The organism is Bradyrhizobium sp. AZCC 2262 (genome assembly GCF_036924535.1).
Taxonomy (GTDB): domain Bacteria; phylum Pseudomonadota; class Alphaproteobacteria; order Rhizobiales; family Xanthobacteraceae; genus Bradyrhizobium.
This window is the reverse complement of sequence record NZ_JAZHRT010000001.1, coordinates 8086171-8101865: the sequence shown is the minus strand read 5'-3', so window position 1 is coordinate 8101865 and position 15695 is coordinate 8086171. Positions and strand designations below refer to the sequence as shown.

15 protein-coding genes are annotated in these 15695 nt (G+C 61.5%); 7 read left to right on the top strand and 8 right to left on the bottom strand.

Features of this window, described 5'->3' with window-relative positions:
* Positions 1-37 precede the first annotated feature (37 nt).
* From V1283_RS38005 to hemJ, 6 genes are all read right to left on the bottom strand, one after another.
* Positions 38-889, bottom strand: a complete 852-nt coding sequence (locus V1283_RS38005; RefSeq protein WP_334391704.1) for a ParA family protein — start codon at positions 887-889, stop codon at positions 38-40.
* Positions 886-1581, bottom strand: coding sequence for a 16S rRNA (guanine(527)-N(7))-methyltransferase RsmG (gene rsmG / locus V1283_RS38000; protein ID WP_334391703.1), 696 nt, complete (start codon positions 1579-1581; stop codon positions 886-888). Before rsmG ends, V1283_RS38005 begins: the two co-directional genes overlap by 4 nt.
* A gap of 170 nt (positions 1582-1751) precedes the next feature.
* On the bottom strand, positions 1752-3635 hold the full coding sequence (gene mnmG / locus V1283_RS37995; protein ID WP_334391702.1) for a tRNA uridine-5-carboxymethylaminomethyl(34) synthesis enzyme MnmG: 1884 nt from the start codon (positions 3633-3635) through the stop codon (positions 1752-1754).
* 208 nt (positions 3636-3843) lie between these two features.
* Positions 3844-5172: a tRNA uridine-5-carboxymethylaminomethyl(34) synthesis GTPase MnmE gene (mnmE, locus tag V1283_RS37990; protein WP_334391701.1), complete on the bottom strand. Its 1329-nt coding sequence runs from the start codon at positions 5170-5172 to the stop codon at positions 3844-3846.
* 244 nt (positions 5173-5416) lie between these two features.
* The gene (gene rho / locus V1283_RS37985) at positions 5417-6682 is read right to left on the bottom strand and encodes a transcription termination factor Rho (protein ID WP_334391700.1); all 1266 of its coding nucleotides are present in this window, start codon (positions 6680-6682) and stop codon (positions 5417-5419) included.
* 259 nt (positions 6683-6941) lie between these two features.
* Positions 6942-7388: a protoporphyrinogen oxidase HemJ gene (gene hemJ / locus V1283_RS37980; protein WP_334391699.1), complete on the bottom strand. Its 447-nt coding sequence runs from the start codon at positions 7386-7388 to the stop codon at positions 6942-6944.
* Between the two features lie 454 nt (positions 7389-7842).
* On the opposite strand from hemJ, the gene V1283_RS37975 reads away from it, so the two are divergent.
* The 4 genes from V1283_RS37975 to dnaQ are packed head-to-tail and all read left to right on the top strand — an operon-like array spanning position 7843 to position 10658.
* Positions 7843-8682: a pyruvate, water dikinase regulatory protein gene (locus V1283_RS37975; RefSeq protein WP_334391698.1), complete on the top strand. Its 840-nt coding sequence runs from the start codon at positions 7843-7845 to the stop codon at positions 8680-8682.
* Between the two features lie 10 nt (positions 8683-8692).
* Positions 8693-9301 carry a Maf family protein gene (locus tag V1283_RS37970; RefSeq protein ID WP_334391697.1) on the top strand — a complete coding sequence of 203 codons (609 nt, stop codon included), beginning with the start codon at positions 8693-8695 and terminating at the stop codon, positions 9299-9301.
* Positions 9302-9328: 27 nt separating this feature from the next.
* Complete coding sequence (gene coaE / locus V1283_RS37965) at positions 9329-9928, top strand: dephospho-CoA kinase (RefSeq protein WP_334391696.1); 600 nt, start codon at positions 9329-9331, stop codon at positions 9926-9928.
* Between the two features lie 19 nt (positions 9929-9947).
* The gene (gene dnaQ, locus V1283_RS37960) at positions 9948-10658 is read left to right on the top strand and encodes a DNA polymerase III subunit epsilon (RefSeq protein ID WP_334393324.1); all 711 of its coding nucleotides are present in this window, start codon (positions 9948-9950) and stop codon (positions 10656-10658) included.
* 34 nt (positions 10659-10692) lie between these two features.
* Here dnaQ and secB read toward each other — a convergent pair whose 3' ends face one another.
* The gene (gene secB / locus V1283_RS37955) at positions 10693-11181 is read right to left on the bottom strand and encodes a protein-export chaperone SecB (protein WP_334391695.1); all 489 of its coding nucleotides are present in this window, start codon (positions 11179-11181) and stop codon (positions 10693-10695) included.
* 437 nt (positions 11182-11618) lie between these two features.
* Here secB and V1283_RS37950 point away from each other — a divergent pair, with 437 nt between their 5' ends.
* The 3 genes from V1283_RS37950 to V1283_RS37940 are packed head-to-tail and all read left to right on the top strand — an operon-like array spanning position 11619 to position 14471.
* Complete coding sequence (locus V1283_RS37950) at positions 11619-12323, top strand: Tim44/TimA family putative adaptor protein (protein ID WP_334391694.1); 705 nt, start codon at positions 11619-11621, stop codon at positions 12321-12323.
* The gene (gene mltA / locus V1283_RS37945) at positions 12247-13881 is read left to right on the top strand and encodes a murein transglycosylase A (protein WP_442895810.1); all 1635 of its coding nucleotides are present in this window, start codon (positions 12247-12249) and stop codon (positions 13879-13881) included. The genes V1283_RS37950 and mltA overlap by 77 nt, the downstream gene beginning before the upstream one ends.
* Complete coding sequence (locus tag V1283_RS37940; protein ID WP_334391692.1) at positions 13878-14471, top strand: Smr/MutS family protein; 594 nt, start codon at positions 13878-13880, stop codon at positions 14469-14471. The genes mltA and V1283_RS37940 overlap by 4 nt, the downstream gene beginning before the upstream one ends.
* Here the strand turns inward: V1283_RS37940 and V1283_RS37935 are convergent.
* Positions 14468-15604 (bottom strand): hypothetical protein, encoded by a 1137-nt coding sequence (locus V1283_RS37935; protein ID WP_334391691.1) that lies wholly within the window; start codon positions 15602-15604, stop codon positions 14468-14470. The two genes, V1283_RS37940 and V1283_RS37935, sit on opposite strands and share 4 nt — an antisense overlap.
* Positions 15605-15695: the final 91 nt, after the last annotated feature.

Here is a 15695-nt window from a genome sequence, read left to right as displayed (position 1 = left end):
CCGCTCGCGCGGATTGTCCGGAATGACGTCGCGTACACTAATGCGTCCTCAGCTCGCGCTCGCGCTGGATCACTTCCGTCGCCAGCTTCAGATAGGCTTCGCTGCCGACGCATTTGAGATCGTAGACCAGCACCGGCTTGCCGTAGGACGGCGCCTCGGAGATGCGCACATTGCGCGGGATCATCGTGTCGTAGACCTTGCCGCCCATGAACTGTCGCACGTCGGCGACGACCTGGTTCGACAGGTTATTGCGCGAGTCGAACATGGTCAGCACGATGCCGTGGATCGACAGGTTCGGATTGAGCGTCGACCGCACCTGCTCCACCGTCTGCAGCAATTGCGACAGACCTTCGAGCGCGAAGAATTCGCATTGCAGCGGCACAAGGATCGCATCCGACGCCGCCATCGCGTTGACGGTGAGGAGGTTGAGCGACGGCGGGCAATCGATCAGCACATAGGTGTATTCGGTATCGGGCGCTGCATTCTTGTTCAGCGCCGCGATCGCATCGCGCAGGCGGAACGCGCGGCCGGGCGTCGCGCCGAGTTCGAGCTCAAGGCCCGACAGATCCATGGTCGAGGAGGCGATGTGCAGCCGCGGCACCGCGGTGGGAACCACCGCTTCGCGCAACGGCGCTTCACCTATCAGCACGTCGTAGGTCGAGCAGTTGCGGTTGCGGCGATCGATGCCGAGACCGGTCGAGGCATTGCCCTGCGGATCGAGATCGACGATCAGCACGCGCTCGCCAATTGCCGCGAGCGCGGTGCCAAGATTGATCGCTGTGGTGGTCTTGCCGACGCCACCCTTTTGGTTGGCCAGCGACAGGATGCGTGGATGGGGCGGTGGAGTTGGTTCCCTATCTTCTTGATATAACTCGTCTAATTCGCTCATGCCCGATCGCCATATGTGATCGCGGAGGGGTTGCGCCGCTCGATCCGATCGAGTTCGACGATCCAGCCGTGCCCGCCCGTGCGGCTGGAATGGAGTCGCGGTTCAATATTCCAATATTTAGTGGCCTCGGTCAATTCAGCCTCTACATCTTGGCCTTTGAGAAACAGAGCTTTCGCGCCATTGCTCACAAATGGTTCCGCGAAACCAACAAGCTGATGTAATGGAGCCAGCGCCCGCGCAGTGACGCAATCGACGCCACTGCCAATTCTATCCACACTATCCCCGATTCCCGCCAAATGCACGGTCGCAGCCGCAGAAGTTATGCGCACCGCCTCGCGCAGAAAGGCCGCCTTTTTGGCGTTGCGCTCGACCAAATGGACATTGGCGCCCGGCGTCTCTGCCAGCGCGCAGGCCAGAGCCACGCCAGGGAAACCGCCGCCACTGCCAAGGTCGACCCAGATCTTCGCCGATGGGACCAGATCCAGGAGCTGCAGCGAATCAGAGACGTGACGGGTCCAGAGATGCGGAAGCGTCGAAGGCGCGACGAGATTGGTTTTTGCCTGCCACTCCACGAGGAGGCTGACGTAGCGATTGAGCCGCGCCTCCGTTTCACGTGAAACGGGGGTGAGGGCGAGCGCTGCCGCTTTGTCACTTGCGGAAGGAAAATGATCTGCCGATTGGACTTTGCCCATGCTGTCTCTTGAGCCGTCATTGCGAGCGGAGCGAAGCAATCCATTTCGCGGTTTGTGGAAGTATGGATTGCTTCGTCGCTATCGCTTCTCGCAATGACGATAGAGAAGCCCCGGCATCTGTTGAAGCAGAGACTTGTCGGCCCCGCCCCCGTTTCACGTGAAACAGATTCTTAAGCCGTCGCCTTCGCTGTCTTCCGCCGCGCTTCCCTTCGAAGATAGGCCGCCAGAATACCCAACGCCGCCGGCGTCAAACCGTCGAGCCGACCCGCCTGCCCCACTGTTCGTGGCCGCGCCGCCTCGAGCTTGGAGCGTGCTTCGTTCGAAAGTCCGGGCACATCCGCGTAGTCGATATCGGCGAGGACCAACCCCTCGTCGCGCCGGAAGGCATCGACGTCGGCGGTCTGGCGCTTGAGATAGACATCGTACTTGGCATCGATCTCGAGATGCACCGCGATCGACGGATCGACGGCCGACAGCTCCGGCCAGATACCGCGCAACACGTCCCACTCGATCTCGGGATAGGCCAGCAACTCAAACGCCGAACGACGATGGCCATCCCGGTTGAGGGCCAGGCCATGCTTGGCCGCTTCGTTGGGAGTCATCGTCAGTGACCTGGCCAATGTCTTGGCCGCCGCCAGCGCAGCCATCTTGTCGCGATGCCGCTCCGAGCGCGCCTGTCCGACGCAGCCCAAGGCGATCCCCTTGTCGGTCAGGCGCTGGTCGGCATTGTCCGCCCGCAAGGTCAGGCGATACTCGGCGCGCGAGGTGAACATCCGGTACGGCTCTGATATTCCGCGGGTCACGAGGTCATCGATCATCACACCGAGATAGCCGTCCGCCCGATCGAACACGATGGGATCGGCACCGCTGGCCATCAAAGCCGCGTTCAGGCCCGCGACGATCCCTTGCGCCGCCGCCTCCTCATATCCCGTCGTGCCGTTGATCTGTCCGGCCAGGAAGAGACCCGGCAGGCGTTTGGTCTGCAGTGTCGGCTCGAGTTCGCGGGGATCGACATGGTCGTATTCGATGGCATAGCCCGGCCGGACCATCTTCACCCGCTCAAGTCCGGGAATGGTCGCGAGGATCGCGAGCTGAACTTCTTCCGGCAGCGAGGTCGAGATGCCGTTGGGATAGACCGTGGAGTCGTCGAGCCCTTCCGGCTCCAGGAAGATCTGGTGGCCATCACGATCGCCGAAGCGGACGATCTTGTCCTCGATCGAGGGACAGTAGCGCGGACCGCTGCTCTTGATCTGACCGGAATACATCGGCGAACGATGCACATTGGCCCGGATGACTTCATGGGTCTGCTGGGTCGTTCGGGTAATCCCACACTGGATCTGAGGGGTCGTAATCCGGTCAGTCATGACGGAGAACGGTTCAGGCGGATTGTCGCCGGGCTGCATTTCGACCGCGGACCAGTCGATGGTCGTGCCATCAAGCCGTGGTGGTGTGCCGGTCTTCAACCGTCCGAGCGTAAAGCCGACCCTTTCGAAGGAGGCCGAAAGCCCCATTGCCGGCGCCTCCCCGACCCGCCCAGCCGGCCAGTTCTTTTCGCCGAGATGGATCAGACCGCGCAGAAACGTCCCGGTAGTGATGACCACGGCACCACCGGAGAGCTCACGGCCCTCGCCCAACCGGATGCCGGTGACCCGGCCATTCGAGACGATCAGTTCGTCCGCCTCGCCTTCGATCACGCTGAGATTGGCAGTCTCCCGGATGGCAGACTGCATGGCGGCGGCGTAGAGCTTGCGGTCCGCCTGGGCCCGTGGTCCGCGGACTGCCGGACCCTTGCGGCGGTTGAGCATTCGAAACTGGATCCCACCGGCATCGGCCACCCGACCCATGAGACCGTCCAGGGCGTCGACCTCGCGGACCAAGTGGCCCTTGCCGAGACCACCGATGGCGGGGTTGCAGGACATCGCTCCCACGGTCGCGAAACGATGGGTCACCAAAGCGGTCTTCGCACCCATCCGCGCAGCCGCGCTGGCGGCCTCGCAGCCGGCGTGGCCACCACCGATAACGATGACGTCGAAGGAGTCCGCTTGGGAATTCATGCCGCGACTTCTATCGCGGAGTTGGAGAGCGCGGAAGCGGGAAATCCGCAAAGACTGCGGTAGGGGTCTCAAATCAAAAATATCGAAAACAACCCCATGCAAAGTAGAATGGCGTTGGCACATTGTTTCACGTGAAACACTGGACCGCTAAAGAACCTTGGAACTGTTTCACGTGAAACACGCCGGTAAGGTTAAGGTTAGGGAAGGGCTACTTACCTACACAGAACTCCCGGAAGATGACGTCCAGGATGTCCTCAACATCCACGCGCCCCAAAAGCCGCCCCAGTGAATGCGCCGCCATCCGCAATTCTTCCGCCGCCAGCTCCTCGCCCTGCCCGACCACCTGAACGCAGCGCCGTAGCGAGGCCGCCGTCTCTTGCAAGTGTTGGCGCTGGCGGGTTCGGCCGATCAGACCGCCCTCGCCGCCGCCAAAGTAATTTTGCGCGAACCCGACCAGGGCCGCGATCAGCTCAGGCAGGCCATCGCCCCGGCTCGCCGAGATCTGAAAAACGCCCTGCCCTGACGTCTCGGCCAATGGCCGACTGTCGGCTTCGAGATCGATCTTGTTTCGCACCATCCAAACCGGGGCCGTGCCGTCATGCTGGATGGCCATCGGCACATCGGTCAGCCACAGGACGAGGTCCGCATCCGCCGCGCGCGAGCGGGCACGACGGACGCCCTCCTGCTCCACCGGGTCGTCCGTCTCTCGAATGCCCGCGGTATCGATCACCGTCACCGGATAGCCGTCGAGATCGAGATGCACCTCGATGACGTCGCGCGTGGTGCCGGCGTGTGGCGAGACGATCGCGACCTCGCGGCGCGCGAGCTGATTCATCAGCGTCGACTTGCCGACATTCGGCGGCCCGGCGATCGCGACCACGAGGCCGTCGCGAAGCCGCTCGCTCCGCCCCTGCCCCGCCAGGACTTCCTCGATCTCGGTTAGCAGCGCTTTGGCCTTCGCCAAGGCCGGTGCGATCAACTCCGCCGGCACGTCGCCCTCATCCGAGAAGTCGATCCCGGCCTCGATCAAGGCGGATGCTTCGATGATCCGCGCGCGCCAGTCGCGCGCTCTGTCGCCAAGCAGTCCCTTCAAATGACGGAGTGCCTGTCGCCGCTGCCGATCGGTGTCGGCATGGATGAGATCGTCGAGACCTTCGGCTTCGGTCAGGTCGAGCTTGCCGTTCTCGAACGCACGCCGGGTAAATTCGCCGGGCTCGGCCGGACGAACATTTTCAAATGCGGACAGCGCCGCGAACAAAGCCACCAACACCGCGCGTCCGCCGTGGATGTGAAATTCCGCGACGTCTTCTCCGGTCGCGCTGGTGGGACTCGGAAACCACAGCACCACCGCATCATCGATCGGCCGTTGGCCGATATCCCGAAGCAACGCGCGGGTAGCCATTCTCGGCGACGGCAATTTGCCGGCCAGCGCCGTCACGATCTTTCCGGCCTGCGCACCTGAGACGCGCACCAGGGCGATCGCGCTCGGCGGCCGGCCCGACGACAGTGCAAAAATGGTCTGATCCCGCGGATGCATGGCCTATTTGTGCGGGAGGGTTTGAAAAGGCAACGCGATTCGAATTCGGAGACTGAATGCAAGGGCAACGCCCCCTGCCCCGACACCCAGATCCAGAGAAATATAATAAAATTCAATATGTTATATAGTTAACCAATCGCTAAGGCCGATTTTCCGTTGCTGCATTCGTTTCACAGCGAGGCCCGCAACATGAAAAAGGCGCCCCGCTTCCACGAGGCGCCCTCTTCAATCCTGGCCTATTGGCTCAGGTGTTCATGGAATCGAAGAATTCCGAGTTGTTCTTGGTGTTGCGGAGCTTGTCGAGCAGGAAGTCGATCGCGTCCATCGTGCCCATCGGATTGAGGATCCGGCGCAGCACGTACATTTTCTTCAGGAGCTGCGGATCGGTGATCAGCTCTTCCTTGCGGGTGCCGGAGCGCGAGATGTCGATCGCCGGGAAAGTCCGCTTGTCCGAGACCTTGCGGTCGAGGATCAGTTCGGAGTTACCGGTGCCCTTGAATTCTTCGAAGATGACTTCGTCCATGCGGCTGCCGGTATCGACCAGTGCGGTCGCGATGATCGTGAGCGAACCGCCCTCCTCGATGTTGCGCGCGGCGCCGAAGAATCGCTTCGGCCGCTGCAGCGCGTTGGCGTCGACACCGCCGGTCAGCACCTTGCCGGATGACGGCACCACGGTGTTGTAGGCGCGGCCGAGGCGCGTGATCGAGTCGAGCAGGATCACGACGTCGCGGCCATGCTCGACCAGGCGCTTGGCTTTCTCGATCACCATCTCCGCGACCTGGACGTGGCGCACGGCGGGTTCGTCAAACGTGGACGACACCACCTCGCCCTTCACCGAGCGCTGCATGTCCGTGACTTCTTCCGGACGCTCGTCGATCAGAAGCACGATCAGATAGCATTCCGGATGATTGGCTGTGATGGAGTGCGCGATGTTCTGCATCAGCACCGTCTTGCCGGTGCGCGGCGGCGCCACGATCAGAGCGCGCTGGCCTTTGCCGATTGGAGCTACGATGTCGATCACCCTTGCAGAAAGGTCTTTTCGCGTGGGGTCTTCGAGTTCGAGGCGGAAGCGCTGATCGGGAAACAGCGGGGTCAGGTTGTCGAAATTGACCTTGTGCTTGGATTTTTCCGGATCTTCGAAATTGAGCGTGTTGACTTTCAACAGCGCGAAATAGCGTTCGCCTTCTTTCGGGCTCCGGATATGGCCTTCGATGGTGTCGCCGGTGCGAAGGCCGAAGCGGCGGATCTGCGACGGCGAGACATAGATGTCGTCAGGGCCGGGCAGGTAGTTGGCGTCAGGCGAACGCAGAAAGCCGAAGCCGTCAGAGAGAACCTCGACGACGCCTTCGCCGATGATGTCGATTTCCTGGATCGCGAGCTGCTTGAGAATCGCGAACATCAGCTCCTGCTTGCGCATGGTGCTGGCATTTTCGACCCCATTCTCTTCCGCGAGCGAGACGAGCTCGGCCGGCGTTTTCGATTTGAGGTCCTGGAGTTTCATTTCCCGCATTGGGGTGGTCCTGTGGAGTGTTCTTTAGGGAAGGGGTGCGAGGTGGCTTAAGGAAAAAGCGGACACGAAAAATGGAAGGTCCGCAGGTCTAAGCAAGGAAAGCGCCGGTGAGGCTTCAAACCTGATGCGGCGGCCGGGTCCAATGAAGAAACCGGAACGCAGCCACATCCGCCTGCGTGGGGTGGGATTTCGCTAATATAGAAAATCGGTCGCTGCTTCGCAAGCAGGGGAAAAATTACCGGGTCGACGAAAGCTGAGGCTAAAACGGCTTCACGATCACCAGAATGACAATGAAGATCATCAGGACGGTCGGCACCTCATTGATAATACGATAGAATTTCTGGCTTCTGGTATTCCGGTCGGCGGCGAAATCCTTCACCAGCCGCGAAAAAAAGCCGTGGACACCCGACAGGATCAGCACCAGCGTCAGCTTGGCGTGAAACCAGCCCGACGTGTACCAGTGCCCGCTCCAGGCCAGATAGAGCCCGGCCAGCCAGGTGACGATCATTGCCGGGTTGATGATCGCCTTCAGCAGTCGCCATTCCATCACCTTGAAGGTCTCGGACTGCTTCGATCCGACCTCGGCCTCGCAATGATAGACGAACAGCCGCGGCAGATAGAGCATGCCGGCCATCCACGAGATGACGGCAATCACGTGCAGCGCCTTGATCCACGGATACGCCGTGATCGTGATCCACTCGTACATTGCAGTCACCAGACCTTGCTCGTCCCTGGAACGTTCCGACCATCTCAGCGTTGCGAAGAAGCTCTGCCAGCCAGGGGACGCAAGACATATCCGCAAAGCACCGCTTCTCTAAACTAATAATTTTAGAATCTTAGGTTTGAGTCTAAGTGACCGTGATTATGACTCATACAAAACGATCCCGCATGTTTGCGAGGCTTGTTCACAGTCCTCCCCAATTCCGGCCGGACATCGCATCATCCTGATAACGCCCCGCGCATCAATTGCTTGCGCCGTTTCGTGGTCAGCTTATGAAGAGACAAATCCACACCTTCCCACTATCATGGCGATGAGCCGGCGGACTTGTCCTCTCGTGTGGCCCTGTGAAGAAAGGTAAGGGTTATCCCTGAGGCGGCGACCCGAGGCCTGATAACACGGTAAAGCTCCACAGGATTCACAGGATTACACAGGGGTTCTGGTGCCCACGACAGGCAATTATTTTCATCTTCATCTGGTCTCCGACTCGACTGGCGAGACGCTGATCACGGTGGCGCGCGCCGTGGCCGCGCAATACGCCAATGTGACCGCGGTCGAACATGTCTATCCGCTGGTGCGCAGCCAGAAGCAGCTCGACCGCGTGCTCGACGAGATCGAGGAGGCACCGGGCATCGTGCTCTTCACGCTGCTGGAAAAGGATCTGGTTGGCCGGCTGGAATCCAAGTGCAGGGGCATCAACATCCCGAGCCTCTCCATCATTGGGCCGGTGATGCAATTGTTCGAGGCCTATCTCGGCGCGGCAACGACGGGGAGGGTAGGCGCCCAGCACGTTCTGAACGCGGAATATTTCAAGCGCATCGATGCCTTGAACTACACCATGATCCATGACGACGGCCAGCACGTCGAAGGCCTCGAAGATGCCGACGTGGTTCTGGTCGGCGTGTCCCGCACATCGAAGACACCGACCTCGATCTATCTCGCCAACCGCGGCGTTCGCACCGCGAACGTGCCACTGGTGCCGGGCATTCCGCTGCCGCACCAGCTGGAGACGTTGAAAAAGCCATTGGTCGTCAGCCTCCATGCGACGCCGGAGCGGTTGATCCAGGTCCGGCAAAACCGGTTGCTGAGCATGGGAGCTGATACGCCCAATGATGATTACATCGATCGTCAGGCGGTCGCCGATGAAGTCGCCTACGCCCGGAAACTGAGCGCCAAATTCAGTTGGGCGCAGCTCGACGTGACGCGTCGCTCGATCGAGGAAACCGCAGCGGCCGTGCTGAAGCTGTTCACCGATCGCCAGCGGCAGCGGCTTCCGGAATGACGCGGATACGATGACCATCTGGCGTGAACAATTTGCGCTGATACTCGCCTCGCAAAGCCGCGCGCGGCAGATGCTGCTTGCCAATGCCGGCATTTCCTTCGATGCCATTCCCGCCGATATAGACGAGCGCGCGTTGCAAAAGAATTCCGGCCTTTCCGCACCCGGCGAAATCGCTGGCCTACTGGCGCGCGAGAAGGCGTGCTTCGTATCGTCAAAAAATCCCGGCCGTTATGTGGTCGGCGCCGATCAGACGCTGGCGTTGGGAAACCGCCTGTTCAGCAAGCCGGCCGGCCGTACGCAGGCGGCAGATCAATTGCGCCTGCTTGCCGGCCATACGCACGAGCTGCACTCCGCCGTCGCGGTCGCCCGCGACGGCAAGATAGTGTTTTCCGATGTCATCGTTGCCAGAATGACCATGCGGCGCCTGGGCGAGAGCGAGATCGAAGCTTATCTGGACCAGGCCGGGCAGGCGGTTACGACCAGCGTCGGCGCCTATCAGCTCGAAGGGCTCGGCGTGCACTTGTTCGAACGCATCGAGTGCGACCATTTTACGATCCTCGGTCTGCCGCTGCTACCGTTGCTGGCGTTCCTGCGCAGCGAGGGGCTGCTCAGTGTGTAAAATCATCTCTTTGGAAACGGCGATCTGATGCGGATACTCGGACTGACCGGCTCGATCGGGATGGGGAAATCCACGACCGCAAAGCTGTTCATTGAGGCGGGCGTGCCGGTTTATGACGCCGATGCGGCCGTCCACAAAGTCTATGAAGGGGAGGCGGCGCCCGCGATCGAGGCGGCATTTCCCGGCACGACCGTCGACGGCAAGGTCGATCGCGCAAGGCTGTCCGCCAGGGTGGTGCATGATCAGGCCGCGATCAAACAGCTCGAGCAGATCGTTCACCCGATGCTCGGCGCGTCCCGCCAGAAATTTCTCGAAGAGGCCGAACGCTCCGGCGCGCCCGTCGTCGTGATGGATATCCCGCTACTGTTCGAAACCGGCGGCGAGAAACGCGTTGATGCCGTCGTCGTGGTCTCGACCGATGCGGCGACCCAGCGCGAGCGCATTCTGGCGCGCGGCACCATGACATCAGAGGCGCTCGACGGCATTCTGGCGCGGCAATTGCCCGATGCCGAAAAGCGCAAGCGTGCGGATTTCGTGGTGGATACGTCGCACGGACTGGACCCGGTGCGCACAGCGATCCGCGACATCCTGGCCGAGCTTGTTAAGATGCCGCAGCGGCGAACGTGATTCGCCTTAAGCTCGGTTCCTGAAATCCATGCGCGAAATCGTTCTCGATACCGAAACCACCGGCCTCGATCCGCTGCGCGGCGACCGGCTGGTCGAAATCGGCTGCATCGAAATCTACAACCGCATGCCGACCGGGCAGACATTTCACCGCTACATCAATCCCGAGCGCGACATGCCGGCAGAAGCATTTAACGTGCATGGGCTGTCCAGCGAGTTCCTTTCCAGCAAGCCGCTGTTCACGGAAGTGGTCGAGGAGTTCCTGGAATTCATTGGCGACGCGCCGCTCGTCATCCACAACGCCTCGTTCGACATCAGCTTCATCAATGCCGAGCTTGATCGCGTCAAGCGGCAGCCGGTTTCACGCGATCGGCTGGTCGATACGCTGCTGTTGGCCCGCCGCAAGCATCCCGGCGTGTCGAACCGGCTGGACGATCTCTGCTCGCGCTATGCGATCGACAATTCCCGCCGCACCAAGCACGGCGCGCTGCTCGACGCCGAGCTATTGGCCGAAGTCTATATCGACCTGATCGGGGCGCGGCAGTCGCAACTGATCCTGGCGTCGGAAACCAGCGTCACGATCAGCAACGGATTTGGCGACACGCCGCGGCGGCAGCGTGAGGTGCCGCTGGCGGCGCGAATCACCGATGCCGACCGCGAGGCCCATCGCGCGTTCATCGCCACTTTGGGCGACAAGCCGATCTGGAACGACTTTCTGCCGGCGACGGCCTAGCGGCTTTTGGCCGCTGGGCTGCTCGAATGCGGCTTTAGCTCGGCTTCGCGCCGGTAGCGGCCTGTGCCGCAGCCTGCCGCTCCATGTTCTGGCGGTACAGACCGACGAAATCGACGGGATCGAGCATCAGCGGCGGGAAACCACCGTCGCGGACTGCGGTCGCGATGATCTCGCGCGCGAACGGGAACAACAGCCGAGGACACTCGATCATGACCAGCGGATGCAGGTTTTCCTTGGGTACGTTGACGATGCGGAACACGCCGGCATAGGCGAGTTCGAAGCTGAACATCACCTTGCCAGCGTTTTCAGCCTTGCCTTCGATCGAAAGCGTCACCTCGAACTCGTTTTCCGCGAGATTGTTCGCGGAAACGTTGATCTGGATGTTGATCGCCGGCTGTTGCTGTTGCGGCGCCAGCGAGGAGGGGGCGTTCGGATTCTCGAACGACAGGTCCTTGGTGTATTGCGCCAGCACGTTGAGCTGGGGAGGGGACTGCTCGGGAGGTGCGCCGTTGCCGTTGGTCATGAAACTCTCTCCTGAAGCTGGCGAGCGGAGCCCGTTTTCGTCTGAATTCGCTCGATGGGCGGGATGCCTTTTCCGGGCGAGTGGCTATCATAGCCCCGCCTCGTTCCACAAGGACGACGGGTGGGCTCATTCCACCCTCGGTGAAATGTGGCAGATATGCCTACCGGTCCCGCAGGCCGCCCAATATGTACCCTAAATAATTGAATATGCGTGATTTCCGGACACGATCGGGTTTCCCCTCGCCGCCAAAACGCGCTACAATTCACCCGCGCCAAAACGCGCCATTGGCCGGGCGTAGTTTCATGCCTACATGCTGCAGTCTCATCGACGATGTAATCTCTACCGTTCTCAGGGAAAACTCGTAAGAGAGCTTCTTATCAGGGAACGCTCGACCGCCGGGCCCGTTGCCGGCGTTAGAACCAGAAAGCGAATACGACGTGGATATTTACACCATCATCTTCCTGGCGCTGGCGGTCTTTATCTTCCTGCGCCTGCGTAGCGTCCTCGGACAGCGCACCGGAAGCGAACGGCCGCCCTACGATCGCGCCGCGCCCAACGTCGTGCAGCGTACGCAGGATAACAACAACGCCGTTCCGATGCCGGGTGCGGTGATCGATCAGGCGCCGCTGGCGCCGAGCGCCGATGTCGCGCCGGCCGACCGCTGGAAGGACGTTGCCGAGCCGGGCACGCCGCTGAGTGCCGGCCTCGATGCCATTGTCGCCCAGGACTCCTCGTTCGATCCCCGGCATTTCCTCTCCGGCGCCCGCAGCGCCTACGAGATGATCGTGCTGGCTTTCGCCAATGGCGACCGCCGCGCGCTGAAGGATCTCTTGTCCAGCGAGGTCTATGACAGCTTCGACGCCGTGATCAAGGATCGCGAGAAGCACGAGCAGAAAACCGAAACGCGGTTTGTTTCGATCGACAAGGCCGAGCTGGTGAGCGCGGAAGCCCGCGACCGCGCGGTGCAACTGACCGTTCGCTTCGTGTCGCAGATGATCTCGGTCACCCGCGACAAGACCGGCGCCATTGTCGATGGCAATCCCGACAAGGTCGCCGATATCACCGATGTCTGGACATTCGCCCGCGACACGAGCTCTCGCGATCCGAACTGGAAGCTGGTTGGCACTGGAAGCGCGGCCTGAGACGCGACGCCTTGCGGGGTTCGCGTTTGGCGTGATCGCTTTGGCGTGTTCGCTGGCTCCGCTGGATGCCCTTGCGGCACGTCATGCGCGTTCGCAAAAGCCTTCGCATCCGCCGTTCGTCCGTCACCTGCCATACCCACAGCTTGAACTCCCGTTTCAGATCAACGGCGGCCAGTATGCGCCGGTCGCCTGGTCCGCGATCGCGGGCTGGAGCGAGGACGATCATCTCGCCGCCTACAATGCGTTTCGGGTGAGCTGCAGGCCGATATCGGCACAACGAACCCCGCCGGCCGATCCGAAGGCGCTCGGCGCCTCGCTGCGCGATCCCTGCCTTGTTGCGAGAGGCCTGGAACTGTCCGACGAAGTGAAGGCAAAAGCTTTCTTCGAGGAGCATTTTCTTCCCTTGCGCATTTCGCGGCTTGGCGAAGGCGAGGGCTTTGTCACCGGCTACTACGAGCCCATCGTCGACGGCTCGCGGACGGAGAACGAGGTCTACAAGGTGCCGGTCTATCGCCGGCCGTCCAATCTGTTCGTCCGCGGCACCACGCAGAATTCGGCCGGCTTGCCCAACAAGGGCCAGGTGTTCCGGAAGATCGGCCGCCGCAAGCTGGTGCCCTATTACGATCGGGCCGAGATCGAGGACGGCGCGATTGAAGGCCGCGGCCTCGAAATCTGCTTTCTGAAGGAACAGACCGACCTGCTGTTCTCGCAGATCCAGGGTTCGGCGCGGGTCAGCCTCGACGACGGCTCGACCGTTCGGATCAATTATGACGCCCATAATGGCTATCCCTACACAGCGGTCGGCCGCATCCTGATCGAGCGCAACATCATCCCCAAGGATCAGATGTCGATGCAGAAGATCCGGGAGTGGATGGAGGAGAATCCGAATGAGGCCGACGAGCTGCGGCGGCAGAACAAGTCCTACGTCTTCTTCCGCGAGGTACAGCTTTCCGACAAGGATGAGGCGGTCGGCGCCCAGGGCGTGCCGCTGACGCCGGGCCGCTCGATCGCGGTCGACAAATCGCTGCATGTCTATGGCACGCCGTTCTTCATCGAGGGCGAGCTGCCGATCGAATCGGTGCTATCAAAGACGCCGTTCCGCCGTCTGATGATCGCGCAGGACACCGGCTCCGCCATCGTCGGTCCCGCGCGCGCCGATCTCTATTTCGGCGCGGGTCTCGAAGCCGGCAAGGTCGCCGGCCGCATGCGCCACAATGCGCGCTTTGTCATCCTGGTGCCGAAGAGCCTCGATCCGGTGGCGCGCGGCCGCAAGCTGCCGGTGCCGGACGATCGGCCGTCGGAGAAGATCGCAAAACTGTTCCCGCAAACCGATCCGAAGAACGCTGCGAAGCCATCCGAAGTTACTTCGGCGACCAACACCAGGCCCACGGCGCAGACGTCGGCACCGCCTTCGCCAGCCGCGGTGCCTTCGCCAGCTCCGACGGTCCAGGCTGCCGTGGCGAAACCGATACCGCTTCCCGAGCCGCGGCCGAAGGTTGAAGCGGTCTCCGTAAAACCGCATCAGCGCCACCTACGCCGATATCGCTATCGTCGATGAAACGCCGGCGATCTAATTTGATTCCCGAATTGCCGGAGCCGCCGCGACGCAAGCGCGGCCTGAGCGAAGAGGAGCGCGCGCTGTGGGAAAGCGTCGCCAAGCAGGTCAAGCCGTTGCGCAAGCGGCGCGCCTCAAAACCATCGGTCGTCTCGACCGAAGCCGATAGCAAAGTCGCGCCGAAACCCGCCGCTTCACCGAGACACGTCGCGCCGGCGCGAATCGTTGCTCCTTCAAAGCCGGAGCCGCCGCCGCTGGCGCCAATCGGCCGCCGCGAGCGGTCGCATCTGTCGCGCGGGCGGAAAGAGATCGACGCCCGGCTCGACCTGCACGGTATGACGCAGACGAGGGCGCATCGCGCGCTGTTCGGGTTTCTGCAGCGCGCCCATCATGACGGGCTGACCTTCGTGCTCATCATCACCGGCAAGGGCAAGTTAGGCGCTGAGTCCGAGCGCGGCGTGTTGCGTCGACAGGTGCCGCAATGGCTGGGCCTGCCGGAATTCCGCTCGCTGGTGGTCGGTTTCGAGGAAGCCCATATCGGCCATGGCGGTGAGGGCGCGCTGTATGTCCGGGTGCGGCGGGCGCGAATCTAAAATGGCCGCACGATGCCGACACGCGGGATCAGGGTCACGATCCATCCGAACGCCATCGTCTTCCGATCATCCATCGATATCGGTGGCGCGTCTTTGGAGGTCGGCAGCATTTTCACAGCGTGCAGGATCAGGAACAGGCACACCACCCAGTTCGAAATCCACCTGGAATAATCGAACACTATCGCGAACATTATGAGGTAGCCGAGAGTAATCACGACAATTGCGGCCGCGACGATGCGGCGATGTGCGTCAACGGAAAGTGCATCGTCGACCAGGCGACGAAAATATCCCCAGAGCGGCGTGTGCAGCCAGATCAGAAACGCAAATACGGGAATGCCGAGCAGGTTGTGCGGCAGGCGCTGCCAGGTATCCAGAATCTCCTTCGACAGCGGTTGATACCAGATATAGCCAAAGCTCAGCAGGTTCGTTTGCGATGGATCAGCCATCCTGCCCTGCAGGTACGCGACGAATTCCGCTTCCGGCACCGACATCGTGCCGTAGAATTGCGCTGCAATGAAGAGCACTCCGACCGCGACGAGCGACGCGATGCCAGCAGCGACGTTCTGCCGGCTCATTCCGTAAGCAAGGTAATAGCGCAGCACCACGATGGCGGCGATGGTCGGCACATACATCAGGAGATGGATGTGGTGAATCAGCACAAGCAGGGCCGAGAGCACTGCCGCGAGCAGCACATAGGCCAGCGAGCGCGCCGGGATCAGCAACAGGCCGATTGCGAACAGGCATCCGTAGATGTCGAAATGCCCGAGCGTATGCATGAAATTCTTCAGGAAGAACGGTGAGCCGGCCATGAAGACGAACAGTGGCAGGTGCTTTTCGTCAAACCCGAATGTCCGCCGGAACAATTGGACGAACAGGCCGGCCGTGATCAGCCACACCGCGCCGCCGAGGGCGAACGCCGCCCACACCGGCAGCTTGGCGTCGAACAGCGAGATGATCGCGCCGATCAACGCGCGCTTGGTGAAGCCAAAATGATAATCGACCAGCAGATGGATATAGGGGACGTAGGGCGGCAGCGAGATCTTGTGCAGGAATACCCCGACCAAAACGGCGGCATTGACCGCAAGCATCAAGCGCCAGGGGTTCTCCCAGACACGCAATTCATCGGCCCCCATCCGTCGTCCCCGCGAATGCAGGGACCCCCCAACGGCCTCAACCGCAAACGGGATAGCGGCCCCAGCCGATGCACACAATAGATACTTGTGG